This window comes from Ruegeria sp. CDSB022, assembly GCF_059611145.1.
Window position 1 is genome coordinate 46,609 of record NZ_JBXWOZ010000014.1, and the last position, 23,901, is coordinate 70,509.

Below are 23,901 nucleotides of genomic sequence, written 5' to 3' on the forward strand. Positions count from 1 at the left end.
CCAGGGTTTAGCGAGGCGTCACTTCTGGCTTCAGCGCTTTTACAAGCGCCGAAAGTTTGTTCATCATGTGAAGTTTCATTGCCTTACCAAGCCCATCTGCATCTCGGGCCTTGAGCAACTCCATCATGGTTTCATGTTCGTCTATTGCCTGTGCCCAACGCTCGTCCGACAAGTTGGCCAAAAAACGTGCACGGCGGACCCGCGCGGCCAAAAGCTTGTGGTGGTTTTCCAGTATGTCGTTTCGCGCGCCCTTTATAAGTGCCTGATGGATGTCTTGATTGGCTTTAAAGTACGCCTGTCGATCACGCGCTTCGTACGCGCTCAGCATATCCTTGTGGCTACTTTCAATCCGTTGAATTTCCGCAACGTCCATTTGCTGACACGCTAGTTCCCCCGCCAGTTGCTCAAGCGCTGCGAGCACTGGAAACGTGTTTTCCAATTCTTCCCTCGTAACACTCGCGACACGGGCACCCCGGTTGGCTTGAAGCACCACAAAGCCTTCGGATGCAAGAACCTTTAGGGCCTCTCGCAATGGTGTCCGGGAAACACCCAATGAGTCGCAAAGCTGTTTCTCGGGCACTTTCTCACCCGGCTTCAAAACGTCTTCGACGACAAGATTGCGCAAGCGTTCGACCAACTCTTCATGTAGGGTCGGGCGATTAATGCTGTCCGTCAGGTTCATATCCACATCCTAATATTCAAGGACCATATCCAGCAGGCGCGCGACGTGCATCGCTTGGCGCTGCGTACCTTCGGCGATTTGGTGGCGGCATGATGTTCCATCCGCCACAACAATTGCATCCGCAGGCGCCGCGTCTAAAGCTGGAAACAGGTCGAGCTCTGCCATCTTGATCGAGACATCAATAGTACCGGGCGCGTATCCAAACGCCCCGGCCATACCACAACAACTGCTTTCGATCATGTGAACCTGTGATGCGGGAATACGCTTAAGTAAGTTGAGCATCGGTGTAACGGCATCGTGTGCTTTCTGGTGGCAATGACCATGCACATAAATGGGGCGATCTACCGATTTGAGAGGCAGATCCGGCTGTTTGGCCAGAAACTCCTCAAAGGTATGAGAGGCTTTGGATAGCAACTCCGCATCCCGCCCCGGACAAAGAGCCAAATATTCGTCCCGGAATGTGAGGATAGAAGAAGGTTCGAGACCGACTACCGGTATGCGCTGTGCAGCTGCTTCTCGCGTCGCGTCAATCACACGCTGTGCCTCGTGACGCGCCTCTTCCACGCAACCCTCAGCCAAAAGAGTGCGCCCGCAATCCAGCGGCCTTCCTGTTTGGTCATCTCTTGCTATGGCAACCCGAAGCCCTAGCGCACGCAGAACCCGGACAGCGGCGCGCAGATTGTCTGGCTCGAAATATCGGTTGAACACATCGGCAAACAGAAGCACCTGCGGATCTATGTCTTGGGCCTCGACATCCCGGAACGGGTCGGAGGACCACACTGGCAGGTCACGTCGCGCCGAAATTCCAGTTGGTTTCTCCAACAGCGTACGCAAGGGCCCAATTTTGTTCCGAGCATTCAATAACCACGCGACTTTTGCAGCTTTTGGCGCATATCTCGGCAGATAAGCTATTAATTTATCAGCCAATGTCAGCCCGTCTTTTTTGCGCTTCGCTGAAAGTACTTCGATCTTCATGCGGGCCATATCGACGCCAGTCGGGCATTCACGCGCACAAGCCTTGCAAGACACGCAGTATTCCATCGTGTCCTGCATTGCGTCTGAAGTTAAACCACCCGGCAACTGCCCGCTGATGGCAAAACGCAACGTGTTTGCCCGCCCACGTGTGGCATCACGCTCGTTTCTCGTCGCACGAAAGGAAGGACACATTACTCCGCCCTTGAGCTTGCGACACGCACCGTTGTTGTTGCACATCTCGACGGCACCCTGAAATCCTCCTCCGGCACCCGGCCAAGCGGACCAGTCCAGCGCCGTTTCGAATTCAGGAACTGAGTAGTCCGGGCTGTAGCGGAATAGGCGGCGATCATCCATGGCAGGCGCGTGCACGATTTTGCCGGGGTTCATTAGCCCGGCAGGGTCAAACCGGGCCTTAACCTGTTCAAACGCGGAAACGATACGAGGGCCGAACATCTTTTCATGAAACTCTGATCGCACGATCCCATCACCGTGTTCGCCTGAATGAGACCCTTTGTATCTCTTGACTAGATCAAAGGTCTCTTCGGCAATCGCCCTCATTGTCCGGACGTCTTTGTCCTGCCGCATGTTCAGGACAGGACGAACATGGAGACACCCGACTGAGGCATGCGCGTACCATGTCCCTTTTGTGCCGTGCCGGGTAAAAATTTCGGTCAGGCCAGCGGTATAATCGGCGAGATCAGGCAACGGGACGGCGCAATCTTCCACAAAAGAGATCGGCTTGCCGGCCTCCTTCATCGACATCATAACGTTCAACCCGGATTTTCGGTATTCGGCGATCGAGTTTTGCAGTTTGGTATCAGTAACTGATACAACCCCGCCCCAACGGTTTTCAGTCCCACTGAAATCAAACCCGAGATCTCCCATCAGTTGCGATAGCTCGACAAGCTTTGCAGCATTGGCGTCAGCGCTACCCTCAGCAAATTCCACTAACAACAACGCTTCAGGGCTGCCTTCTACAAACGCCTCAATCGTACTGCGGAATAATGGGATATCTCTCCCCAACGCAATCATGGTGTCGTCGATCAATTCTACCGCCTGCGGCTTGAGCGTCACGAGGTGCTGTGTTGCTTCCATCGCAGCACGGAACGTCGGGAAATGACACACGCCGACAACTTTCTCGCCCGGCAAGTGAGCAAGGTTCAGTTCCAATTCAGCGAAATAGGCCAGAGTGCCTTCTGACCCCACCAGCAAATGAGACATGTTGACGTCGTTGCCGACAAGCGCATCGATGTTATACCCGCCCACACGACGCTGGAGATTGGGAAACCGGGCGTCAATTTCCGCAGCCTCGCGACGCCCCAGAGCACGCATGTCCCCAACAAGATCGGCATAATCGCCAGATGGCGTCGTATCGGCGCTGAACCGTGCTTCCATACCATCGCTGAGGATTGCACTTATTGCACGGACGTTATCGCGCATGATCCCGTAGCGCAGGGATTTTCCACCAGAAGAGTTGTTGGCAGCCATTCCTCCAAGCGTGCAACGCGACGCGGTCGAGGGGTCTACGGGAAACCATAAGCCATATTGCTTTAGTGACTGGTTCAACTGATCCAGAACAACGCCGGGCTGAACACGCGCGACACGGTTCTCAACGTCCACGTCAAGAATACGATTCAAGTGCTTGGTGTTGTCTAAGATAACGCTTTGATTGACCGTTTGCCCACATTGCGATGTGCCGCCGCCGCGCGGAAGAACGGAGCATCCTTCGTCGCGCGCTACAGACATCACGGCCTGCACGTCCTCTTTGTTTCGGGGAATGACCACGGCGTCCGGCATCCTCTGATAGATCGAAGCGTCAGTCGAGTATCGTGCGCGTGATGCCGAGTCAGCCATCACCTCGCCTTGGACGTCAGACATCAGTCGGCGATGCAACGATCCATTCTCAAGCATCGGGTTCGCCTTTCCTTCCCAACTAGCCAATTAGAAGCTTCACTTCACCGTTGACTGAATAATGAATTCATAATTAACTTTTGCCAATAGGTAATTGCGCCACTGTTTCGGCGCCAGCGGAAGGATCAGTTCAAATGCGCCAGGCGGGCAGACATTTTTTGCAAATCCCAGGGCCAAGTGCCGTGCCGGAACGCATCCTGAAGGCCATAAGCATGCAGACCATCGATCACCGGGGGCCAGATTTTGCAGAAGTAGGCCACAAAGCCCTCTCTGGGATGAAAACAATTTTCAAGACAGAACAAAACGTCTTTATCTATCCTTCATCCGGTACAGGCGCGTGGGAAGCTGCGCTTGTGAATACAGTGTCGCCGGGCGGAAATGTTCTCATGTACGAAACAGGACATTTCGCATTCATGTGGTGCAACTTGGCTGAAAAAATTGGGTTACAGCCAGAGTTGATTGAAGGGGATTGGCGTGGCGGTGCGGACCCCAATCAGATAGAAGACCGCTTGCGCGCGGACAGTCAGCACGAGATCAAGGCGGTATGCGTCGTCCACAATGAAACTTCTACCGGGTCAGTCTCGCCTATTGAGGAAGTGCGCAGGGCAATAGACACGGCGAAACACCCTGCCCTTCTTTTGGTTGATTCAATCTCTGGCCTTGCATCGATCGATCTTAGGTTCGACGAATGGGGCGTAGATGTCTGTGTCTCCGGTTCGCAAAAAGGGATGATGCTACCGCCGGGTCTCAGCTTCAACGCTGTGAGCGATCGTGCTCTGGAACATTCAAAATCCGTGACCATGCCACGCAGCTATTGGAATTGGCAGGATATGGTCGAGCCGAACCAGAAAGGGTTCTTCCCTTATACCCCTGGCACCAATCTTATCTATGGATTGAATGAGGCCATCGATATGTTGCACGAGGAGGGGCTGGAGAACGTATTCGCTCGTCATGCCCGCCACGGAGCCGCGACTCGAGCTGCCGTGCAAGCATGGGGGCTTGAGGTATTGTGTGCCCGCCAAGGTCAGGAGTCAGGCGTACTGACCGCTGTCAAAGTGCCTGAGGGACATTCTGCTGATGCCTTTCGTGCGACGGCGCTGGAGCACTATGATATCTCACTCGGAAATGGTCTATCCAAAGTAGCCGACAAGGTATTCCGAATAGGTCACTTAGGCGATTTCAACGACCTGATGTTGATCGGCACACTCTCAGGCGTAGAAATGGGACTCGCCAAAAGCGGCGTGCCGCACACTACAGGCGGTACTCAGGCTGCATTGGAGTATCTCAAGGCCGCGTAACGCCGGACAGAGTCTCCAAAAACTCAACCAGGTCTGCAATCTCCTGCTCGGATAAATTCAGTTCAGAGAGTATGGCTTCGCCATCGGCGTGAAGCCTTTCTATATCAATTTCGTTATAGTGTCGGACCACGGCGTCCAGATCATCCAGGCTGCCGTCATGCATATAGGGGGCGGTTTCGGCTACACCTCGAAGGCTGGGCGTACGAAAGGTTCCAAAATCGGAATGGCTCCTTCGTACATTTCGGACCGCCCACGCGCCTTGCTTTTCCGGATCGTCAGTCCAGTCTCCGTCCAATGTGTAAGGGCTGGAGAGCAAGAAGTTCAGCCCTCCGAACCGGCCATCGTCGACTTCGGTTTCACTCAGAAAATATGGCACGCCCGCGTCGTGGAATTCGTTGTTGGAAAATCTCGGGCCATTATGGCAGAACGCGCAATTCCCGCGCCCCAAGAAGAGCTGAAGCCCTCGCTGGGCAGCTTCGGGGTAGTTCGCAGCCTCTGCCAGATCGCTGCGCTCCAACGCGTCGCGAAAATCGTCAAATTGTGTCCGCTCGGTTACCCGCGTTTCCAGGTAAGCTGATAGGGCTTTGGCAATGTTTACCAAGACCTGCTCTGTGTCTTGGCTTTGAACATCGCCAAAAATGACCTCAAAATCTTCAATGTGCGTACTCTCGGAAATGGCTCTCATTAGGCTTTCTTTGCTGTGCGCCATCTCTTGTTCTTCAATGATCGGATGCAAGCTGGCAGCCCACAGATTATCGCTCTTTCCGCCCCACCCGTACCATCGCAGACCTGCCAGATTTCGCAGTGATGGCGTATTCCGATCCAAAATCACGCGACCGAATGTTCGTGCCTCGGAGTTGGTGAGTGCCTGCTCGGGGTCGTGACAACTTGCACAGGCAAATGCACCATCAATCGACAACACCGGATGGTCGAAAAGCGCTGCGCCCAGCGCAATCGCTCGGGGATCGTTTGAAACCCTGTTGCTTGGATCAGGTTGGAATGATGGTGGCCACGGCCCAAAGGACAGCGTTTGTTGGATTTCATCTTCTGACAATAGGACTTCTGCACGCACCGAACTCGTCAGTAAGACTAGCGCAGCTGTCACCCACAACTTCATTTCAGCGCAATGTCAAAGGTGTAGGATACCGATTGCCCTTTGTATTCGACGTCCACTTGAAGCTCCCACATACCCGGCATGTGAAACAGCATATCATCAACACGGAACACACCGTCGCCTTTTGCAGTGACGACTGGAAGGTAGTTCATCCCGTGTTGGTGAGCAGGCATGATTGCATCGACGCGCATATCAATCACGGTAATTTCGCTGCACACAGTGAGGAGTATTGAAAACGGTTGAGCCAACGGAATTTCGTTGACAGTCAAATGCACAGCAGGCGCGTTCTGAATTTCAGAACCCATCCGTTGCCCGGTCGCCTCACAAGCGACGGCAGCGCCGGAAGATACCAGAAACCAGACGAGCCAGCGGATCATTTTGTTGCCAGCAATCGTTCTGCGTTGGCATAGGCAATGTTGTCCGCTATCTGGTCTGGAAGCAAATCCAGCCATTCGCGTGAAAATTCTGCATGCGGGCCGACGTAATACCAGCGCTCCGGCGCAAATGTATCGGTACCGACCATAAACCGATCAGGATGCGCTTCGAACGCAGCTTGCCAATCCGGATCGACACGGCCCCGCGAGACCATGTCGGAACGGAACGCCAGATCGGCCCAAAGCCGGGGATACGCATTCAAAGCGTCGACAACCTTTCCTGGATCGTCAAAGCCAGAATGTGCCCACAGTACCCGAGCCTCCGGCCAGGTTTCGAAGATCAGGTCAACCGCGTCGCGATCACCGTGATGGTGCAGAATTAAGTTCCGTTCCTTCGCCAGTGCGATCATACGCTGGATAACCGGCGTTTTGATATCGTCCCCATAGGCGTGAAACTCGCCGATGGCTTCGTAGTCGTTCTTCGACAGATTTGCTTCCAGATAATCGATTACTGTTTCGTCGTGCATCCAGGTGTTGATCTCACCGCGACGACGATAGGGACGAAGTGCCGGAACAACGATGTCCGGCGCTGCAGCCAAAAGCAGTTGCGTTCCGCTATCGTCCGAGCTGGAAACCAGGGCTTTCCGCACGCCTGCATCCCGCAGGATTTTGGCCACTTGTTCGGGCGGAACCAGTTTCACGGCATCATGGCTGTAGTGAATATGTGCATCGAAAATCGGTCGCTCATCGGCGATGGCCACTCCGCTGACTAGCGCTGCATATACAATGAATATGTATTTTAGCACTTCAAGCATCCTCCATAGCGTTCAGTCCCGAGCAAGCGTGACGTCGAAATTCACGTGCAGGTAAGGTTCAGTGATCCTACCAGAAAGTGCCATGTCATCGGGAAATTCCGAAGCTGGTCGTTCAACATACGTCATCACCAGATCGTCTCGAACACCAAAGACCGTATCCTGATCCAGATAGGGATCGTCGTCCGGAAAAATCTCGGTCACGAGTGAGCGATGGCCGGGGGCTTTGACGATAAAGTGCAGGTGTGAGGGCCTCCACGGATGGCGACCGCAAGCACGCAGAATATCGCCAACTGGCCCGTCAGACGGCACAGTGTATTCAACTGGCTTTACTGTGGTGAACGCGTATCTGCCATCGTCACCAACTGTCATCAGCCCGTGGAAAGAGTAGGTGTCCTGTTCTTCATCCTGACTGGCGTAGAGGCCGTTGGGTGCCGTTTGCCAGATGTCGAGTTCTGCTCCTGCAATGGGATTGCCCGCTGTGTCCCGAATGATGCCTTCAGCAAGCAGAACCGACCCGCCGTAGTGTCGTTTCATATCCCCACCCATGGGCAGCGGAGGTGCGCCGGATACATGAAACGGGCCCAACACCGACGAACTTGTTGCGTCTGGACTTGAATGCAGCATGTCCACCAAAGAAGACAGGCCCAGCACGTCCGACGCCAGCACAAACTCGTGCCGGTCCTCGGTTTCCACAGCGGCACAGCCCTCGAGAAACGCAATCCCAGCGCGCCATTCGTCATGCGTCAGGTTGGTTTCGCGCGCGAAGTCATGAAGGTGTTTGACAAGTGACCCCATGATTTCGCGCATCCGCGGATCGGTGTCCTTGGACAGGTATCCCATGAACACGTCGGTGATATTATCTTTGGTGACAGAGCGCATCTGTGCCTCCTTAAATCAGGGCAAGGCTGAGGATCGGGAACTCGATCAGAATAAACAGAACGATCAGCATCACGAACGCAAAGGGAAGTGCGCCCATGAACACATCCTTGAGCGATATTCGGTCATCGTTGATCGTCGATTTGATGACGAAGCAAGATATGCCCAAAGGCGGGGTCAAAAGCCCGATTTCGGCGCCGACCACAGTGATAATGCCAAACCAAATAAACGACATGTCCAGGGCTTCGGCCATGGGCAGGAACAGCGGGACGACGATCAGAATGATGGACGCTGTATCGAGCAAAGTTCCCAGAAAAAGCATCAAGAGAACGTAGAGCAGCATGATCGACCAAAAGGACGCGGAATTTCCCGCGAGCAAATCCTGCAACTGATTGGGCAGCCCGGCCAGCCCCAGCATGCGACTATAGATCGAAGCCGCCGTAATCAGGAACAAGATCGCCGCTGTAATATGACCGGTTTCCAGCAACGCGTCCCAGAACGCTCTTGGTGTCATGGACTTGCGTACGACTGCGATCACGAGCGCAACCAGTGCCCCAGCGGCACCCGCCTCGACAGCGGTTAGCCATCCTGTGTAAATGCCACCGAGCACTACCGTGATAATGAACAATGTGGGCAGGGTCTTGGATGCGATCTCGCGCCAGGACATCCATTCGGTGTCTTCGACGACCCGGCCGCCCACAAATGCAGGTGTAAAGCGGCCCATCAACCAGATCGCGCCCACATAAGCTATTGCCAGCATGATACCGGGTATAACTCCCGCCAGAAACATGTCCCCTACGGACTGTTCGGCGACAAAGGAATAGATGATCAGCATCGCCGAGGGTGGAATAATCATCCCCAAAACCGACGACCCGGCCACAACCCCAACCGCAAAACGTGGATTATATGCCTGCGCCATCATCTGCGGGACCGAGACCTTGGTGAACACTGATGCGGACGCAATGGACGACCCGGTAACGGCCGCAAACACAGCATTTGCTCCGACGGTCGCCATTCCGATACCGCCTTTGACCTTGCGAAATCGCATGGTCATGACCTCGTAAATATCCCTCCCTAGTCCCGCTTTTGAAACGATGAGGCCCATAAAGGTAAACAGCGGGATTGTCGCGAAACTGTATTCCATCGCGCTGTCGCCCACCGCAACCTTCAGCAGGTTGAGCGCAAGCGTGAAGTTGTCCCGCATCAGCCAGATCGACACGAAGGAGACCACGCCCAAAGCAATTGGAATATAGACCCCCGCGTAAATCAGAAAGACTATGGCAACGACCGAGATCAGGCCAATCTCAATCGGCGTCATTCTGCGGCCTCGTCATGCTCTGGGGTGCGAATAAGTTGCGGGCGGTCCTGCGCCGTGACGACCTTGAGCAGGAAGATCACGCAGGCAAGCGCAGTACCGCACGCGATGACCAGTTTGACCGGCCACCAAGGCAATGTGAAAAGACCGGGCACTCCGAAGTAGTCCTGTGTTTCCCACATGTGAAGAAATTCTGGGAAGGTTACATAGGCGATCAAGGCCATGAAGATTGCCGAAATGGCGTTGATGATGCGCCTCAGGTTGGCTGTCAGACCGGGGCGACGATGGTGTAGCAGGTTCAGAAACCCATCTGAGCGCGTCAATCGATCCACTCTGACAACGTCGGCCAGCTGCAGGAACACGATCATCACGACCGAGAATTGCACCATCTCGTAGGTTCCGCGCAGTGGGGCCGAAAACAGGCCCCGCGCAATGACGTCAACATTCAGAATGACCACCAACGCTAGGACGACAAGCGTACCCAATGCGTTGGCGGCGATAGCAAGCGAATTGGCGACCCGCGACAGGACAGCAACAGCAGTCTTCAGCATGTAAGGCCCCTTTCTCAGGTCGCCGAAAGGTTATTTGACCGTCCAGTCGCGCACACCAGTGAATCCGGCGCCCTGAAGCTTGCTCAGATAAGCGGCTAGCATCTCTGTGCCCTGTTCGCCGTTTTCGTTAAGCGTTGCAGCCCATTCCTGCGCAACATTGGGCATAGCATTTGCCCACGCGGCGCGGTCTTCATCCGAGATTTCAATGATCGATCCGCCAGCTTCTACAAAGGCATCTCGTGACGCTGCGGCTCGGTCCATCGCAATGCCTGCCACATGGTCACGGTAGTCAATAGCCACGGCCTGTAGTACTTCTTTGACCTCATCGGGCAGACTCGCCCAGTAGTCGGCATTGACGGTGACTGTTTTTGTATTCACCGCACCAAGGTCTGCCTTCAACATGTAAGGGGCCACTTCGACGATTTTGAACGTCTTGGAAGCTTCCGGCCAAATCATTACGCAATCGACGAGGCCGGTTTGGACCATGTTGTAGAAATCTGTAAGGCCACCGCGAACGCCAGCCGCGTCCTTGATACCCTCGAGATAGCGCAGGTTCAAACCAGCACCCGCGATCTTGCGTCCTTCAAGGTCTGCAACTTTCTCGACCGGCTCTGAGCAGAACATCTGATATGTGTCGAGCACAACGCCTGTTGCCAGATAGACCTGATTTTGCGCAGCGAACTCATTCTGCATCGCCGGGTATTCTCGCGCGATCTCGTCGACCGCCTTGGCCACCGCGCGAGCATCCGACGCGACGAATGGTGTCGAGCCCGAGATCCCCTGGCTGGGCAGCTTGGACGAATGGAAGATGGTTGTGACGATGCCAATGTCGCCCAAACCCAACTGTACGCCCTCCAGAACACCTTTGGGTTTTACAATAGAACCGCCATAGTTCTCCTGCCAGTTCATCTTGTAATTGCCGGACTCGGCCAACCGCTTATCCACTTCAGGAATAAAGAAGTTTGTGAATTCTTTAACCCACAAGGCCCGGTCTGGGTAACCATCAATTACGACAGCTGAAATGGTCTCTTCCGCTGCGACTGACAGTGCCATAGTGCTTGCCACGGCAACACCCAGTAGACTGCACTTGGTCCAGTTTTTCATTATCTCTCCTCCCAGAAAGTTTGATCTTGTTGCCCTTTATTTGTTCGCCTTGAACCCCGGCAGTCAGTCCTTTCCACACCAACGGATTTGCGCAGCATTGCGACGGCAAAGTACTTGGCCGATTGGCCTCCCACTTGCGTCATTTCCTCATGCATAAGAACAAACCCTGTCGAACGGAAATCGCGGCAGTTTGTGAAACAAACCCGTTTCATCGGCGTAACCTAGATTGCACAGAAAGTTCGATTTGAGGGTGGTTCCTGCAAAGAACTCCTCGTCGACAATCTTGTTCGAAAAGCCTGACATGGCACCAACGTCCAACCCAACGGCCCGTGCCGCGATCATGAAGTAGGCGCCCTGAAGCGTACCATTGCGAAACGCCGTATCGGCCACGTAATCGGGATTATTTTCGAACAACGGCCGACGATCTTCGTGTGGGAAAAGGAAGGGCAGTTCCTTCCAGAACTCCATGTCGTGGGCAATTATGGCCGTGACTGGCGCGCCCATCATCTTTGGCACGTTCTTTGGCTTCAAAGACTTGGCAAGCCGCTCTTTGCCCTCGGCACTTTTCACGAAAATGAACCGCGCAGGCAGTGTATTCATACTGGTCGCGCCGCTGATCGTGATGTCGTAAACCTCTTCAAGCAACTCGTCGGAAACCGGCTTGTTTGTCCACGCATAGTGCGACCGTGACTCGCGCAGAATCAAGGCGATTGCGTCATCCGACAGACGAGGAATGCGCGCGCGCAGTTCGCGATGATCTTGCTGCGCCTTGGCGCGAAGTGCCTCCAGCTCTGCCCCGGTCGGTGCGCTCATTCTGCTGCCACCTTTGACCTGTTGTCTTTTTCGTCCACGATCGGGCTGGAACAGACGCCGATACCTTCGATCTCGACTTCAACGGTTTCGCCTGGCTTCAACCAGCGAGGGTCGGGTTTTTTGGCGTGGCCCACGCCCGGCGGTGTTCCCAATGCAACCAGATCTCCCGGTTCCAGAGTCATGAATTCCGAAATTGTCGCGATCACCTGGCGGACACCCCAGATCATGTTGGCGGTATTCGAACTTTGAAGAACCTCATCGCCAACGCGGCTTTCGATCTTGAGGCCCGAAGCGCCTTCGGGCAACTCATCCTGAGTCACGGTGAAGGGGCCAATTGCGCCCGTGTCGTCAAAGTTCTTACCCGGTGTCCACTGAACCGTTTTGCGCTGATAGTCCCGCACCGAACCATCGTTGAAAACGGTATAACCAAACACATGATCCAGCGCCTTTTCTTCCGAGATATGGCGACCGCGTTTCCCAACGATCAGCATCAATTCCGCTTCATAATCGAAATGCTCGGAAGCCGCCGGTCGCACCATGGGTTTGCCAGCCGCCATGATTGAGTTCTTTCCGCGCATGAATAGCGTTGGGTACGCGGGAATGTCGTATCCACCTTCTTTGATATGGTCGGTATAGTTCAATCCCATGCAAACAATGGTGCCGGGGGCGGCCACCGGCAATGCCGGCGTGATAGTCGAGACTGGCACAGGCACCGCTGCTGAGATTTTATCGGCCAGTGAGTCGCTCAAACCAGGATCGGCAATCAACCCCATCAGATCTGTGCCGACACCAGAGTCCAAAGCCGTTAAATTTACTGCTTTTTCGCCGTTCACGGCAAACACCGCGGTACCTTCCAAAGTCTCTCCCACTAGGTATTTCATTTTCATCATCCATATCAGTTTGCTTGATTTTTGCCGATTATTTTGCCATATGTCAATTAATATCGATTTTATTGGAGGGCGCAGATGGTTGCCTGGGCAGACTACAAATCAGAAGCACAGAGCCGCGGCGCACTTGCTTTGGAGCTTTACGTTGCACACAGCACGCCTGCCAAAGCGCCCGAAGACGTGAAGGCGTCACTTCCTGATCACTTGGCATATCAGGCGCAGCTTGAACGTTCGGGTCAGCTGGCTTTTGCCGGACCAATGTCGGATGAAACCGGTGAGCATATGCAGGGAATGGGCCTGATCATCTACCGCGCCGACAGCCTTGAGGTCGCTCGAAATCTAGCCGAGGACGACCCGATGCATAAAAGCGGGGCGCGCAGTTTTGTTCTTCGGCGCTGGATGATCAACGAAGGCTCACTGAACCTGACAGTCGGTCTATCGACCGGAACAAGCGCCCTCAGTTAAAAGCACTTCAAAGATTGCGCATTCAAAGAGGAAAAGTCGGATATGGACGTCATGCTTGATACCGAGGGCAAAGAGAAATCAGCCACTCATGGTGCGTATCGACGGCTGCGCGATATGATCCTCACAGGCGAGTTGCCGCCCGGACAGAAGCTCAAGATCGAACAACTCCGTGGCCTTCTGGATACGGGCGCAAGCCCGGTTCGGGAGGCGCTTAGCCTCCTGACGTCTGACATGCTGGTCGAGCGGATTGATCAGCGCGGATTTCGGGCGGCGCCAGTCAGCAAATCCAACTTCGAGGAAATACTGTTGCTCCGATGCAACCTCGAGGAAACAGCGCTGCGCGCTTCCATCGCTAATGCAGATGGAGCTTGGGAGGACAGGCTTGTTTTGCGGCATCACCATATGAAAAAGGCCAGTCAAAAGAGTGCACCAGACTTCGAAGACGCCCACAAAGTGTTTCATATGGCCTTGTTGGAAAATGCAAAACTGCCGTTGCTGCTACGGTATTGCTCGCAGCTTTATGACCTCAACATTCGCTATCGTTATCTGGCGGCGGGAGGGCCCAGTTACAAAAAGCGCGATATCGCTGCCGAACACCAGCAAATCCTGGATGCCGCACTCGACCACGATGCAGACGGCGCGACCCAGCACTTGCTCAACCACTACCGCCGAACGGGTGAGTACCTGAGCAGTCAGATGGAGTCCTGAAATGCAGCGGAACTGGTTTCTGGGCGATCTGCTGAATCAGCTGTTCGATCGTCCCGGCAAAAAGCGCGGCAACGATGACTATCGATCCATTGCAGAGCTTTGTGAGGCCTTGTTGTCCGCAGAAGGCGAAGTATCGGGCTTCACCCTCGGCTCCACAATTCTTGATCGGTACCAGACCTTAGAAGACCCCGAGAAATTGGAGTTTTTTGCCTATTTGAATGACCAACTTGAGCTGGACGCGGATCAGCTTGCCGAAGTGGCAAGCCTCTATGCAAACGACAGAAGTGTCAATTTATATCAAAAGCTTAGCGAATTCGCGGAACCCAAACGGCAAGAGTTGTTGCGCCGATTGAACCAACCATCCGGCGCGACACAAGAACTCGTAGCAATGCGCGTTGACTTATTGCGCTTTCTTAAATCCAACCCCGAGCTCAAACGAACAGATATTGATTTCGTTCATTTGCTGAGAAGTTGGTTCAATCGGGGCTTTCTTGTCCTCAAACAAATCAGTTGGGATACCCCTGCCCGCGTTTTGGACAAGATCGTTGCCTACGAAGCGGTCCATCAAATCAACGATCTGGATGATCTGCGACGCAGGCTCTACCCGCCGGATCGTCGTTGCTTTGCATTCTTCCATCCTTCGATGCCAGATGAGCCGCTGATTTTTGTCGAAGTTGCTCTGACGGCTGAAGTTCCAGACGCAATCGATGCGCTTTTGTCCGAAGATCGGGAACCGATCGAAACCGAACAAGCGAAAGTCGCGGCGTTCTACTCTATCTCGAATTGCCAGAAAGGTTTAACCGGTATCAGCTTTGGCAATCTGTTGATCAAACAGGTTGTAACTGAGCTGTCGCGAGAACTTGAGGGGCTTGATACATTTGTGACCTTGTCGCCGATACCAGGACTGAACCGTTGGCTAGAGGGCGAAACAGACAATCCTGAGCACGGCCACGCCGCCGAGGCCGTACTTGCGGCAACAACCTCGCCGCAAGATTTGCGCGCAATGGCCGCCCGGTACCTGTTGTTCGCCAAGCGCGAGGATGGGATGCCGTTGGATCCCGTGGCCCGCTTTCACCTCGGAAACGGTGCCGAGTTGCACGAGTTGCACGCCGAAGCCGATTTGTCACCGAACGGACGATCACAATCCGGCGGTGCGATGGTGAACTACCTGTACGATTTAAACAAAACAGAACGTCATCACGAAGAGTTCGCGACACATGCGACGATCGAAGCCTCGCGTTCTGTTCGCGCGGCCTCAACCGCTGCGCTTGCGACCAAGCCAAGGGAAAATACCGCGTGACCAACACTCTATACGACAGCCTGTTTGCCCGGCATGAGGGCAACGAGGCTCCGTTCCTGCAATTCGACGATGACCAGGTTGTGTCCTATGACGCGTTTTTGAAGCGCACCGCGCAGGTCGCGCATGTTTTGCAAAACAACGGCGTTTCACCAGGCGATCGCATCGTTGTGCAAGCGCCCAAGTTGGCCGATACGATTGCCCTCTACGCCGCTTCGGTACAGGCAGGTGCAGTCTATCTGCCGCTTAACACTGCCTACACTTTGGCAGAGTTGGACTATTTCATCTCTGATGCCCAACCTTCGATGATCGTTTGCGATAGCAGAGACGAAATTGAAGTCGGAAAATTGGCGGCTCGGTCTGGGGCAAAGCTGCGAACACTCGGCGGCGTTTACCCTAGCCTGAGCAGCGAGGCCGACGCGCAGCCCTGCGTCTTCGAAACCGTGGATCGCGCTCCGGACGATCTTGCCGCGTTGCTCTACACATCAGGCACAACAGGCCGTTCCAAAGGCGCAATGCTGAGCCATCAAAACCTATTGTCCAACGCCCAAGCTCTTGTTGGTCTGTGGGGTATCACAAACGACGATCGCTTGGTTCACGCGCTGCCGATCTTTCACACGCACGGGCTTTTCGTGGCGATGAATACGTCACTACTCGCCGGTGCCAGAGTTCGCCTTATGCAAAAGTTCGACCTCGGCGCCATCCTGGATGAATTGCCCAAGTCGACCCTTTTGATGGGGGTTCCCACTTTCTATACCAGACTGTTGGCAGACGACCGGTTCACAAAAGAGATCACAGGGAACATGCGCCTGTTCGTCTCGGGCTCTGCCCCCCTGCTTGCCGAAACCCATCAGGCATTCGAAACGCGCACCGGCCACCGAATACTTGAGCGCTATGGCATGACCGAGACGAACATGAACACCTCTAACCCCTATAGTGGCGAACGTCGCGCGGGAACTGTTGGCATGGCACTGCCCGGCATCGAGGTGATCGTCACACATACGAAAACCGGAGAACCACTTCCCCCGGGCGAAGTTGGAATGATCGAAGTCCGCGGCCCCAACGTGTTCAAAGGCTATTGGCAGATGCCCGAGAAAACCGCCGAAGAGTTACGAGAGAACGGGTTCTTCATCACCGGGGACTTGGGCCAATTCAGTGAGGACAGCTATCTATCGATTGTGGGGCGGTCGAAAGACTTGATCATTACCGGGGGTTACAACGTGTATCCCAAAGAAATTGAAGAGATACTGAACGACATCGACGGTGTTCTGGAATCGGCGGTTTTCGGCGTCCCCGACAACGATTTTGGTGAAGCAATCATCGCCGCTCTGGTTATTGAGCCAAGCGTAAAACTTGAAGCGGATCAGATTGCTGAGACCATCAGGGACAAGCTGTCGCGCTTCAAACATCCGCGCCGCTACGAATTCGTCTCGAAATTGCCGCGAAACACTATGGGAAAAGTTCAAAAGAACGTGCTGCGCGAACGGTACGCGGACATGGAACTGTCGCCGGCAGAATCTTAGTAAGCCCATCCAGACGCTCAATCAAATAAAGACTTTCAGATCGGCTACTACCCTCCCCTTCAGACTGCCAAACTCATTAGGAGATTCATAATGACCCGCATGACGGCAAAAGACTTCGACCAGGAACTTCTGGACCTGTACGACTTTTACGCGCACGGCAAGATCACCAAGCGCCAATTCCTGGATCGCGCCGGAAAGTTCGCGGTCGGCGGCGTGACAGCGGTTGCGTTGCTGAACATGCTCAGCCCGAATTATGCGATGGCTCAGCAAGTGTCATTCAACGATCCCGATATCCACGCAGACTACATTACCTATCCGTCACCCAATGGAACCGGTGATGTCCGAGGGTATCTTGTCCGGCCCGCTGGCGTTGAAGAGCCCCTACCTGGGGTGCTGGTGATCCACGAAAACCGCGGTTTGAATCCTTACATCGAGGATGTGACGCGCAGGTTGGCAAAAGCCGGATTTATGGCGTTGGCCCCCGACGGCCTGACATCGGTTGGCGGCTACCCGGGCAACGACGCCGATGGGCGCGAGTTGCAAAAGACAGTGGACCGTGTCGAGTTGATGAACGATTTCTTCAATGGGTTTGAATACCTGTTGAACCGAGATGACAGCACCGGAAAGGTCGGAGCAGTGGGTTTCTGCTATGGCGGCGGTGTAGTCAGTGCAATTGCCGTGGCCTACCCGGAACTGGCCGCAGGCGTGCCGTTCTATGGTCGCCAGCCAGCAGCTGAGGATGTAGCCAAAATTCAAGCGCCGTTACTAATTCAGATGGGAGAGCTTGATGAGCGCATCAACGCAGGTTGGCCGGATTTTGAAGCCGCTCTGCAATCCAACGGAAAAGTTTACGAGGCCTACATCTACGAAAATGCCAACCACGGTTTTCATAACGACAGCACGCCTCGTTATGACGAGGAAATGGCAAACCTAGCCTGGGACCGCACCATTGATTGGTTCAACACTTATCTGAAGTAACTACAGTGTACAGCGAAGCGAGCATTGTGTTTTCATAGCTACGTCCCAACCCAAGGTTCATCTTAGCCGAGCCCTCAGTGGCCTTAGAAATTTGACTTTCGCAGACTGCGTTTCCGCGACCAGGTCTTGGCCTACTATCCCAAACATTGGATATTTTTTTGGTGTTGAAACGATTGGAAAGTAATGTCGAAGCAGATTTAGGTGAAGCGATCCATCGTTAGGTGTTCAGCTTATCTGCGGGTTAAGCACACTATCACTTTAATGCCGCTAATAGCAGCCATTGATCATGTGTTCGGAGAAAGGCTCCTCTTAGTTTGAATTAACCAATTCTATATTCACCAACCGCTACCAGATTTTTGATCGAGGTGCCCAGTCAGTTCTGTTTGAAACTCGGCTGGCTTTTAAACAGTCACAGCAGATTGGATCGGATAAACTTGGACAACTGCTATCGTTTCTACGCGTAGTTAGCCGTTCTTTTGGTTCTCTTCGGTATCCCGAAACCGCCGCACGAGATAATCTACGAACGCGCGGGTTTTTGGTGCCAGATTCCGCCTTTCGGCAAACATTACGACAATATCTGTGCTGGGTGGTGCATACTCCGGCATGACGTGGACAAGTTCGCCGGAGCTAAATTTAATGTTTGCCATATAGCATGGCAGCCGTGCGATCCCGATGCCAGCAAGAGCGGCTCGAAAGACGACATCGGTGCTGTTTCCCTCAAAACTACCCGTTGCTTCAAATTTTTCGCCTGCGTTCGGTTCGATGCTGTTCCAAGCGTTCCGCTGGCTTCTCCCAGCAACTCTCAAGCAGTTGTGCTCAGCCAATTCGGCGAAATTCGACGGTGTTCCAGAACGCTCAAGGTATTCAGGTGAGGCACATAGTACCCTCCGACTCTGCATAATGCGCCTGATGACCATATCTGGATTCTTGTGTTGTTCCGCAAAGCAGATCGCCACGTCAAACCCTTCACTGCGAGGATCAATCTCCCGGTCGGTTAAGTCCAACGATACTTGAACTTCAGGATTCTCCTCCATGAATTCAGGCAAGGCGGGGATCAACTGTGACTTACCAAAGGCGACAGTGGACGCGATCCTGAGTTCTCCGCGTGGGACGCCGTCAAAGCTATGGATCATCGCTTTGGCTTCATTGAATTTGTCAGCCATCGCTTTGCATTTTTCATAGAAATCTTGGCCTTCTCGCGTCGGAGAGACACCCGTTCGGGTGCGATTAAGAAGGTGGTAGTGAACCTGATCTTCAAGTAATCCGATCTGCTTACTTACTGCTGATGGGGTCTGCCCCATTGATCTTGCAGCCGCAGAGATGCTGCCCTGCTCGACAACCGTCGCAAAGATTAACATTTGCGCAGAAATATCCATGTCATGACCCTTGCTGTTCCAATCTGGCATGGGGCCTATGCCAGATTGCCAAATTGTGAGCGCTACCAAACAGGCGTACCTCTGCATTGCAGCATAAATACTGCACTGCAGCAACGGACGAGGCAATATCATGGCAATTACACGATCAAACAGCGCGCTGGATGTCGTTTTCGAAGCTGGCCGCACGTTCTTTCATCAAAATCTGGACACGATGCGAAAGGCACAGGCCAAACGCAGGGTTTATCGCGCAACGTATTATGAGCTCTCGGTGCTATCTGACCGTGACTTAATAGATCTGGGCATTCCACGCAGTAGCATCAAAAAACTTGCTATGGAGGCTGCATATGGCTGCTAACACCCAAACGGCTAGTACAGATCGTAGTCACTCCATCGCCCTATCAATCAGCTTCCTGGCGAGGATCGGAGCCACGGCCAATGCGGCCTTGAAGGCACTGAAAATGGCCCGGATGCTCTCTGCGCTTTCAAATATGAGCGATTACCAACTCTCTCAGATCGGAATTTCGCGATCTGAGATCCCGGAATATGCCGGAAAATTGATGGCTGACGAATAGGTAAGCGAGCCCTCAGGTCCAAAAGCTTACACGGAAAATGCTGGTTCTCGCTCCTCCCAGAGTAAGCCAGCATGAGCGGTGGCGAAAAAGCCAACAGGGAGCGCCAACGCACGGGCCAGCATTTTCAACTCCTCCCGAAAGTGCTGGCCCAAACCAACCTGCCAAGCAGGAGCCCCGAGAAATGAGCGATAGGAGAACTTCACAAGATCTGGTCGTCCGTCGTCTCGGTTTCGGCGATCAAGATAAAATCTGTGATCATTTTCTGCGGTTAGATGTCCAAACGCGGCGGGCACGGTTTTGTGGAGCCGTCGACGACATTGGTGTCTTGAGTTACGCACAGAATATCCTTCGATACAACAGTATCGCTTGTGGAGCGTTTGTCTGGGGCCAATTGAGGGGCCTTGTGGAACTGCGCGGCCTCTTTCATTCATGGCCATCAAAGCCAGAGGTTGCACTCTCTGTCGAAGCCGAATGGCAAGGCATTGGGATTGGCGACGCTTTGTTTCGACAGATGTACGCGATGGCGCAGAACAGAGGCGTCCGGACTATCCAAATGATGTGTCTGAAGGAAAACCGCCACATGCGCTATCTTGCGGCGAAACATAACGCGCGGTTTGTAGCTGACGCAGATGTTGTTGAATCAGTGTTGCATCCCAACTGGCCCACGCCAACGTCAATTGCCATTGAGATTTTCGCTGAAATTAGGGCACACTCACATCTGCTTTTTATTTAGACGACCAATGGCACACTGCGTATTGCGGTCTTTTGATTGCACTTAAGCGAATGACCTTTTCTAATGCCTTTATTGTTTCAGTGTTAAAGTTACCTTTCTTGAGATAATGGCCGTGCGGTGCGAATATTCCACGTTAAACACAAGTCGGGATTTATCGCCTCAGGCTGTAACACGCAGTGCATCGACAGGAACCAGCGCTCCCTTGGCTTGGATTACGTAGCTGGCCAATTGGCAGCCTAATGATATTCCTGCGCGGAAATCGCTTTTCTCCAAAACGCTGAGCAAAACGCCAGCGTTGAAGCTGTCACCAGCGGCTGTTGTATCAATAGCGGAAGTTTCCGGCTTAGCGGGCACCTCCCCTCTAATATTCCCATCTTGATAAACCACAGAATGCTCGCCGTTCTTTACGACGATCCGCTCCACACCATGTCTTGCATATCGTTCAAGAGTCGCGGTCGGACAGTCGTCATTAAACCACGCGCTTTCATCGTCAAAAGACGGCAACACGATATCCGAGAGTTCAGCAGCGCGCATGATTGAACGTTTCATTTCTTCGGTACTCGACCAAAGTTTGGGTCTGATGTTCGTATCGAAAGCCACGGTTTTCCCTACATCGCGCCCCTTTTGGAGAGCACCAAGTAGGTTTTCTCGCGATTGAGGACCAAGAATTCCCAGCGTAATTCCTGAGTAATAGATCAAATCCGCTTTTTCGATAGCACGGTCAAGCGCGTCTGGGTCGTCAGCAAGCCGTCTGGCGGCAGAGCTGTTGCGCCAGTAGGAAAAACTACGCTCACCGTTGGAAAGGTGGATCATATAGAGACCCACAGTTCCATCCAAGATTTCACAAATGTGAGAGGTATCGATGCCTGTTCTGTCAATAAAGGCTCGCATTTCGCGGGACAGTTTGTCGTCACCAACTGCCGTAAAATAAGCGACCTCTGTATTCGGTGATATTTTCGCTAAATACCAAGCTGTGTTGAACGTATCACCAGCGTACCCGATCTTGAACTCCCCTGGACCGCCTAGGGGAGCAAGTTCCGCCATGCACTCGCCGATTGCTAAGATACGCATGGGTTCTACAAAAAATCGTCACGCCGCGGAGTGAAGCTATCCACGAGCTTTCCTGGTTCCAGGCAAACACATCCGTGGGTTTGATCTGAAGGAATGACAAAACTGTCTCCTGGCCCGAACTCTTGGTCACTTTCGCCCAAAGTGAACCGGAACCGGCCGCTTTCGACATATGTTGACTGGACATGCGGATGGCTGTGCAACGCGCCTATCGCACCTGCTTTGCTGAACCGAAAGGCAACAACCATGAGATTAGGATGATCAGAGAGAACTTGCCGTGTGACATTCTCTCCTGTCGAGACAACTGGAAATTCAGGCAAGGTGTACCTCCGCTACATTATGAGAAAAGCATTCCACCATTCAGATCGACATTAGCTCCTGTAATGAAAGCACTGTCGTCGCAGGCTAGGAATAGGACAAGGTTTGCGACATCCTCAATGGTGCCCTGACGTTTCATTGGCGCAGCGGCTTCAAAGCCGCGACGTCCTGCGTCCGGTGTGTGGATGTTATGAAAATCAGTATCAATCATCCCAGGGCAAAGCCCATTGACTCTGATATCCGGGCCTAGCTCTTTGGCCAAACCCCGCGTCAGCGTCATGATCGCGCCCTTTGAGGTCGCATAGGGAACTGAGCCGGGGCCACCGCCATCGCGAGCGGCTTGGCTTGCCAAGTTGACGATTGTACCGCTTTTCATATGAGGCAAACAGGCGTTCGTCATCATGAAGTTGCTGGTCAGATTCAAGTCCATCACATACCGCCAATGCTCAAGTGAGGACTCTGCGACTGTTTTGCGGGCAACCAAACCGCCCGCATTATTGACCAAAACGTCAATACTGCCGAACTCCGCGAGAGATCGCGCCACCAATGCGTCAACGTCGCTTTTCTGCGTTAAGTCTCCTTGAAGCGCGAATGCGGTTCCGCCATTTGCTTTGATCCTGGCCACAACGTCCTCAACGCCTGCGCTGCTGGCAAAATAGTTTATTGCAACTTGTGCGCCCTCGGAGGCTAGTTTGATTGCAGCAGCTGCACCGATATCTCGGCCGGCTCCAGTTACAATTGCCGATTTTCCAGCGAGCTTCATAGCCATCCCTCATCATTGCTCTGAATTGAAAATTGTCGTGCTCCAGCGGGCGCTTGCTCAGGCTGCACCGCGTTTGACGAACATGTCGTAGATTTCGGGGACATTGCCTTCGCCCATCCCTGCATCAAGCGCCGTTTGAAGATTTGCGGAAGTGCCTTCAGCGATTTCGGAGCGTGTTCCAATGTCAGTGATCATCTGAACGAAGTAAGCGATGTCCTTGTTGGCATTGCTGATCGAAAACCCAAGATCACTTACACCATCGACGGCGTAATTCTTGCAAAATTGCATGAATGGAGAATTGGACGGGCCCGCAGACATGATCTCAAAAAGCTGCTGGCCATCGATGCCCGCTTGTTTTGCAACTGCAAATGCCTGGCTCATGGTACACGCTGTTGTCATACCCATGAAGTTGTTGATCAGCTTAGTCGTATGGCCCGCGCCGAGTGTGCCAAGATGGAACACGTTCTCGCCCTGCACGTCGAGCACAGGTTTGACCTTTTCAAACGTTTCGATATCGCCCGCTGCCATGATGTTCAGCAAACCGTCCTTGGCGTGCATAGGTGAACGCCCCAACGGTGCGTCGAGCATCCCGGCCCCTTTTGTCGCAAGGTCCGCGCCAATTTTCTTTGTTGACGCTGGAATGGACGTGCCGAAATCTATGACCACCGCGCCTTCTTTGATCCCGGCGAGAATACCATTCTTGCCGTAAATCAGGCTTTCGACCACGTCAGATGTTGTCACGCAGAGCATGACGATATCACTGGCCTCGGCGAGTTCCTTAGGGGTGCTGACCTCGACCGCGCCGCGCGCAACGGTTTGGGCAACCGCCGCTTTGTTGCGGCCCATGACCACAAGATCAAAACCATTGTTTTGGAGGCATTCAACCATCTTGCTACCCATTTGGCCTAGACCAATGAAACCGATTTTTGGGTACGACATTTGCGCCTCCTAAGCGTTTGGGTTTTTCATTTTGGAAAGGACGTCGGCCCCAGCTTGGGCGACGTCATGATCTTGCGAAGGTGAGCCTGAGCTAACACCAATGCCGCCGACGACATCAGAACCAGCAAGCACAGGAAGACCGCCGGCAACGGTCACCATACGTCCGCCTAAGGCCGAGGCGATGCCATACGCTGGCATTCCCGGTTGACTGACTTCACCCAGGGCTTGCGTGCTCTTTTTGATGCCGGATGCGGTGTAAGCCTTATCGATCGCCAGATTGACGCTGGTAATCTTGGCGCCATCCATTCGCTCAAATGCGATGAGGATGCCGCTTTCGTCGGTAACAGCGATGCACATTGGCACCCCGATATCCTCGGCTTTGAGCCTAGCGACCGCGATCAGCCGTCGCGCCTCTTCAATGTCCAATCGTTTGATATTCAGCATAG

General features: G+C 53.6%; 26 protein-coding genes. 9 read left to right on the forward strand and 17 right to left on the reverse strand.

Annotation, left to right across the window (positions count from 1 at the left end):
• Window positions 1-7: 7 nt before the first annotated feature.
• Together AC2FIZ_RS16855 and AC2FIZ_RS16860 are read right to left on the reverse strand one after the other, a co-directional pair.
• On the reverse strand, window positions 8-682 hold the full coding sequence (locus tag AC2FIZ_RS16855; protein WP_170711979.1) for a GntR family transcriptional regulator: 675 nt from the start codon (window positions 680-682) through the stop codon (window positions 8-10).
• A 9-nt stretch (window positions 683-691) separates the two neighbouring features.
• Window positions 692-3,535, reverse strand: coding sequence for an FAD-binding and (Fe-S)-binding domain-containing protein (locus AC2FIZ_RS16860; RefSeq protein WP_281995634.1), 2,844 nt, complete (start codon window positions 3,533-3,535; stop codon window positions 692-694).
• 167 nt (window positions 3,536-3,702) lie between these two features.
• Here AC2FIZ_RS16860 and AC2FIZ_RS16865 point away from each other — a divergent pair, with 167 nt between their 5' ends.
• The gene (locus tag AC2FIZ_RS16865) at window positions 3,703-4,866 is read left to right on the forward strand and encodes a pyridoxal-phosphate-dependent aminotransferase family protein (RefSeq protein ID WP_281995633.1); all 1,164 of its coding nucleotides are present in this window, start codon (window positions 3,703-3,705) and stop codon (window positions 4,864-4,866) included.
• On the opposite strand, the gene AC2FIZ_RS16870 is transcribed toward AC2FIZ_RS16865, so the two are convergent.
• The 9 genes from AC2FIZ_RS16870 to AC2FIZ_RS16910 form a co-directional block, all read right to left on the reverse strand.
• Complete coding sequence (locus AC2FIZ_RS16870; RefSeq protein ID WP_496791387.1) at window positions 4,853-5,938, reverse strand: cytochrome-c peroxidase; 1,086 nt, start codon at window positions 5,936-5,938, stop codon at window positions 4,853-4,855. The genes AC2FIZ_RS16865 and AC2FIZ_RS16870 overlap by 14 nt on opposite strands.
• 41 nt (window positions 5,939-5,979) lie before the next feature.
• Window positions 5,980-6,357: a hypothetical protein gene (locus AC2FIZ_RS16875; protein ID WP_171211985.1), complete on the reverse strand. Its 378-nt coding sequence runs from the start codon at window positions 6,355-6,357 to the stop codon at window positions 5,980-5,982.
• Window positions 6,354-7,160: an amidohydrolase family protein gene (locus AC2FIZ_RS16880; protein WP_171211986.1), complete on the reverse strand. Its 807-nt coding sequence runs from the start codon at window positions 7,158-7,160 to the stop codon at window positions 6,354-6,356. The genes AC2FIZ_RS16875 and AC2FIZ_RS16880 overlap by 4 nt, the downstream gene beginning before the upstream one ends.
• A 21-nt stretch (window positions 7,161-7,181) precedes the next feature.
• Window positions 7,182-8,048, reverse strand: a complete 867-nt coding sequence (locus AC2FIZ_RS16885; protein ID WP_496791388.1) for a dioxygenase family protein — start codon at window positions 8,046-8,048, stop codon at window positions 7,182-7,184.
• A 10-nt stretch (window positions 8,049-8,058) separates the two neighbouring features.
• A complete protein-coding gene (locus AC2FIZ_RS16890; protein ID WP_281995631.1) occupies window positions 8,059-9,363 on the reverse strand; it encodes a TRAP transporter large permease in 1,305 nt (434 codons plus the stop codon).
• A complete protein-coding gene (locus tag AC2FIZ_RS16895) occupies window positions 9,360-9,911 on the reverse strand; it encodes a TRAP transporter small permease subunit (protein ID WP_171211988.1) in 552 nt (183 codons plus the stop codon). Before AC2FIZ_RS16895 ends, AC2FIZ_RS16890 begins: the two co-directional genes overlap by 4 nt.
• Before the next feature lie 30 nt (window positions 9,912-9,941).
• Window positions 9,942-11,015 (reverse strand): C4-dicarboxylate TRAP transporter substrate-binding protein, encoded by a 1,074-nt coding sequence (locus AC2FIZ_RS16900; protein WP_171211989.1) that lies wholly within the window; start codon window positions 11,013-11,015, stop codon window positions 9,942-9,944.
• 147 nt (window positions 11,016-11,162) lie between these two features.
• The gene (locus AC2FIZ_RS16905) at window positions 11,163-11,828 is read right to left on the reverse strand and encodes a malonic semialdehyde reductase (RefSeq protein ID WP_171211990.1); all 666 of its coding nucleotides are present in this window, start codon (window positions 11,826-11,828) and stop codon (window positions 11,163-11,165) included.
• Window positions 11,825-12,709 carry a fumarylacetoacetate hydrolase family protein gene (locus tag AC2FIZ_RS16910; protein WP_171211991.1) on the reverse strand — a complete coding sequence of 295 codons (885 nt, stop codon included), beginning with the start codon at window positions 12,707-12,709 and terminating at the stop codon, window positions 11,825-11,827. The genes AC2FIZ_RS16905 and AC2FIZ_RS16910 overlap by 4 nt, the downstream gene beginning before the upstream one ends.
• 84 nt (window positions 12,710-12,793) lie before the next feature.
• Here AC2FIZ_RS16910 and AC2FIZ_RS16915 point away from each other — a divergent pair, with 84 nt between their 5' ends.
• The 5 genes from AC2FIZ_RS16915 (at window position 12,794) to yghX (ending at window position 17,686) form a co-directional block, all read left to right on the forward strand.
• Entirely contained in the window at window positions 12,794-13,180 is a 387-nt protein-coding gene (locus AC2FIZ_RS16915) for a YciI family protein (protein ID WP_281995630.1), read from the forward strand.
• 42 nt (window positions 13,181-13,222) lie between these two features.
• Window positions 13,223-13,888 carry a GntR family transcriptional regulator gene (locus AC2FIZ_RS16920; RefSeq protein WP_281995629.1) on the forward strand — a complete coding sequence of 222 codons (666 nt, stop codon included), beginning with the start codon at window positions 13,223-13,225 and terminating at the stop codon, window positions 13,886-13,888.
• Window position 13,889: 1 nt separating this feature from the next.
• A complete protein-coding gene (locus AC2FIZ_RS16925) occupies window positions 13,890-15,188 on the forward strand; it encodes a malonyl-CoA decarboxylase (protein WP_281995628.1) in 1,299 nt (432 codons plus the stop codon).
• Window positions 15,185-16,708, forward strand: a complete 1,524-nt coding sequence (locus AC2FIZ_RS16930; protein ID WP_282027872.1) for a malonate--CoA ligase — start codon at window positions 15,185-15,187, stop codon at window positions 16,706-16,708. Before AC2FIZ_RS16925 ends, AC2FIZ_RS16930 begins: the two co-directional genes overlap by 4 nt.
• Window positions 16,709-16,798: 90 nt before the next feature.
• Window positions 16,799-17,686, forward strand: coding sequence for a YghX family hydrolase (yghX, locus tag AC2FIZ_RS16935; protein ID WP_281995626.1), 888 nt, complete (start codon window positions 16,799-16,801; stop codon window positions 17,684-17,686).
• Window positions 17,687-18,150: 464 nt separating this feature from the next.
• On the opposite strand, the gene AC2FIZ_RS16940 is transcribed toward yghX, so the two are convergent.
• On the reverse strand, window positions 18,151-19,092 hold the full coding sequence (locus tag AC2FIZ_RS16940; RefSeq protein WP_281995625.1) for a LysR family transcriptional regulator: 942 nt from the start codon (window positions 19,090-19,092) through the stop codon (window positions 18,151-18,153).
• 100 nt (window positions 19,093-19,192) lie between these two features.
• Between AC2FIZ_RS16940 and AC2FIZ_RS16945 the strand changes: the two genes are divergently transcribed.
• The 3 genes from AC2FIZ_RS16945 (at window position 19,193) to AC2FIZ_RS16955 (ending at window position 20,367) form a co-directional block, all read left to right on the forward strand.
• On the forward strand, window positions 19,193-19,417 hold the full coding sequence (locus tag AC2FIZ_RS16945) for a YjiS-like domain-containing protein (protein ID WP_281995624.1): 225 nt from the start codon (window positions 19,193-19,195) through the stop codon (window positions 19,415-19,417).
• On the forward strand, window positions 19,407-19,634 hold the full coding sequence (locus AC2FIZ_RS16950; protein ID WP_171126200.1) for a DUF1127 domain-containing protein: 228 nt from the start codon (window positions 19,407-19,409) through the stop codon (window positions 19,632-19,634). The genes AC2FIZ_RS16945 and AC2FIZ_RS16950 overlap by 11 nt, the downstream gene beginning before the upstream one ends.
• A gap of 181 nt (window positions 19,635-19,815) precedes the next feature.
• Window positions 19,816-20,367 carry a GNAT family N-acetyltransferase gene (locus tag AC2FIZ_RS16955; protein ID WP_496791390.1) on the forward strand — a complete coding sequence of 184 codons (552 nt, stop codon included), beginning with the start codon at window positions 19,816-19,818 and terminating at the stop codon, window positions 20,365-20,367.
• 159 nt (window positions 20,368-20,526) lie between these two features.
• Here AC2FIZ_RS16955 and AC2FIZ_RS16960 read toward each other — a convergent pair whose 3' ends face one another.
• The 5 genes from AC2FIZ_RS16960 to AC2FIZ_RS16980 are packed head-to-tail and all read right to left on the reverse strand — an operon-like array spanning window position 20,527 to window position 23,899.
• A complete protein-coding gene (locus AC2FIZ_RS16960; protein ID WP_496791391.1) occupies window positions 20,527-21,438 on the reverse strand; it encodes a sugar kinase in 912 nt (303 codons plus the stop codon).
• A 5-nt stretch (window positions 21,439-21,443) separates the two neighbouring features.
• Window positions 21,444-21,755: a cupin domain-containing protein gene (locus AC2FIZ_RS16965; RefSeq protein WP_170662651.1), complete on the reverse strand. Its 312-nt coding sequence runs from the start codon at window positions 21,753-21,755 to the stop codon at window positions 21,444-21,446.
• A gap of 17 nt (window positions 21,756-21,772) precedes the next feature.
• Window positions 21,773-22,516, reverse strand: a complete 744-nt coding sequence (locus AC2FIZ_RS16970; protein WP_281995621.1) for an SDR family NAD(P)-dependent oxidoreductase — start codon at window positions 22,514-22,516, stop codon at window positions 21,773-21,775.
• A gap of 57 nt (window positions 22,517-22,573) precedes the next feature.
• Window positions 22,574-23,455, reverse strand: coding sequence for an NAD(P)-dependent oxidoreductase (locus AC2FIZ_RS16975; RefSeq protein WP_281995620.1), 882 nt, complete (start codon window positions 23,453-23,455; stop codon window positions 22,574-22,576).
• A 9-nt stretch (window positions 23,456-23,464) separates the two neighbouring features.
• Complete coding sequence (locus AC2FIZ_RS16980) at window positions 23,465-23,899, reverse strand: GlcG/HbpS family heme-binding protein (protein ID WP_281995619.1); 435 nt, start codon at window positions 23,897-23,899, stop codon at window positions 23,465-23,467.
• Window positions 23,900-23,901 lie beyond the last annotated feature (2 nt).

What these genes read in the sequence shown, in the direction of transcription:
- AC2FIZ_RS16885 (WP_496791388.1), bottom strand. Translation starts at nt 8,048, where the DNA reads ATGCGCTCTGTCACCAAAGATAATATCACCGACGTGTTCATGGGATAC.
- yghX (WP_281995626.1), top strand. Translation starts at nt 16,799, where the DNA reads ATGACCCGCATGACGGCAAAAGACTTCGACCAGGAACTTCTGGACCTG.
- AC2FIZ_RS16920 (WP_281995629.1), top strand. Translation starts at nt 13,223, where the DNA reads ATGGACGTCATGCTTGATACCGAGGGCAAAGAGAAATCAGCCACTCAT.
- AC2FIZ_RS16865 (WP_281995633.1), top strand. Translation starts at nt 3,703, where the DNA reads ATGCGCCAGGCGGGCAGACATTTTTTGCAAATCCCAGGGCCAAGTGCC.
- AC2FIZ_RS16890 (WP_281995631.1), bottom strand. Translation starts at nt 9,363, where the DNA reads ATGACGCCGATTGAGATTGGCCTGATCTCGGTCGTTGCCATAGTCTTT.
- AC2FIZ_RS16970 (WP_281995621.1), bottom strand. Translation starts at nt 22,516, where the DNA reads ATGAAGCTCGCTGGAAAATCGGCAATTGTAACTGGAGCCGGCCGAGAT.
- AC2FIZ_RS16855 (WP_170711979.1), bottom strand. Translation starts at nt 682, where the DNA reads ATGAACCTGACGGACAGCATTAATCGCCCGACCCTACATGAAGAGTTG.
- AC2FIZ_RS16860 (WP_281995634.1), bottom strand. Translation starts at nt 3,535, where the DNA reads ATGTCTGACGTCCAAGGCGAGGTGATGGCTGACTCGGCATCACGCGCA.
- AC2FIZ_RS16945 (WP_281995624.1), top strand. Translation starts at nt 19,193, where the DNA reads ATGGCAATTACACGATCAAACAGCGCGCTGGATGTCGTTTTCGAAGCT.
- AC2FIZ_RS16980 (WP_281995619.1), bottom strand. Translation starts at nt 23,899, where the DNA reads ATGCTGAATATCAAACGATTGGACATTGAAGAGGCGCGACGGCTGATC.
- AC2FIZ_RS16915 (WP_281995630.1), top strand. Translation starts at nt 12,794, where the DNA reads ATGGTTGCCTGGGCAGACTACAAATCAGAAGCACAGAGCCGCGGCGCA.
- AC2FIZ_RS16905 (WP_171211990.1), bottom strand. Translation starts at nt 11,828, where the DNA reads ATGAGCGCACCGACCGGGGCAGAGCTGGAGGCACTTCGCGCCAAGGCG.
- AC2FIZ_RS16955 (WP_496791390.1), top strand. Translation starts at nt 19,816, where the DNA reads ATGAGCGATAGGAGAACTTCACAAGATCTGGTCGTCCGTCGTCTCGGT.
- AC2FIZ_RS16910 (WP_171211991.1), bottom strand. Translation starts at nt 12,709, where the DNA reads ATGAAATACCTAGTGGGAGAGACTTTGGAAGGTACCGCGGTGTTTGCC.
- AC2FIZ_RS16925 (WP_281995628.1), top strand. Translation starts at nt 13,890, where the DNA reads ATGCAGCGGAACTGGTTTCTGGGCGATCTGCTGAATCAGCTGTTCGAT.
- AC2FIZ_RS16975 (WP_281995620.1), bottom strand. Translation starts at nt 23,455, where the DNA reads ATGTCGTACCCAAAAATCGGTTTCATTGGTCTAGGCCAAATGGGTAGC.
- AC2FIZ_RS16875 (WP_171211985.1), bottom strand. Translation starts at nt 6,357, where the DNA reads ATGATCCGCTGGCTCGTCTGGTTTCTGGTATCTTCCGGCGCTGCCGTC.
- AC2FIZ_RS16940 (WP_281995625.1), bottom strand. Translation starts at nt 19,092, where the DNA reads ATGCCAGATTGGAACAGCAAGGGTCATGACATGGATATTTCTGCGCAA.
- AC2FIZ_RS16900 (WP_171211989.1), bottom strand. Translation starts at nt 11,015, where the DNA reads ATGAAAAACTGGACCAAGTGCAGTCTACTGGGTGTTGCCGTGGCAAGC.
- AC2FIZ_RS16950 (WP_171126200.1), top strand. Translation starts at nt 19,407, where the DNA reads ATGGCTGCTAACACCCAAACGGCTAGTACAGATCGTAGTCACTCCATC.
- AC2FIZ_RS16960 (WP_496791391.1), bottom strand. Translation starts at nt 21,438, where the DNA reads ATGCGTATCTTAGCAATCGGCGAGTGCATGGCGGAACTTGCTCCCCTA.
- AC2FIZ_RS16895 (WP_171211988.1), bottom strand. Translation starts at nt 9,911, where the DNA reads ATGCTGAAGACTGCTGTTGCTGTCCTGTCGCGGGTCGCCAATTCGCTT.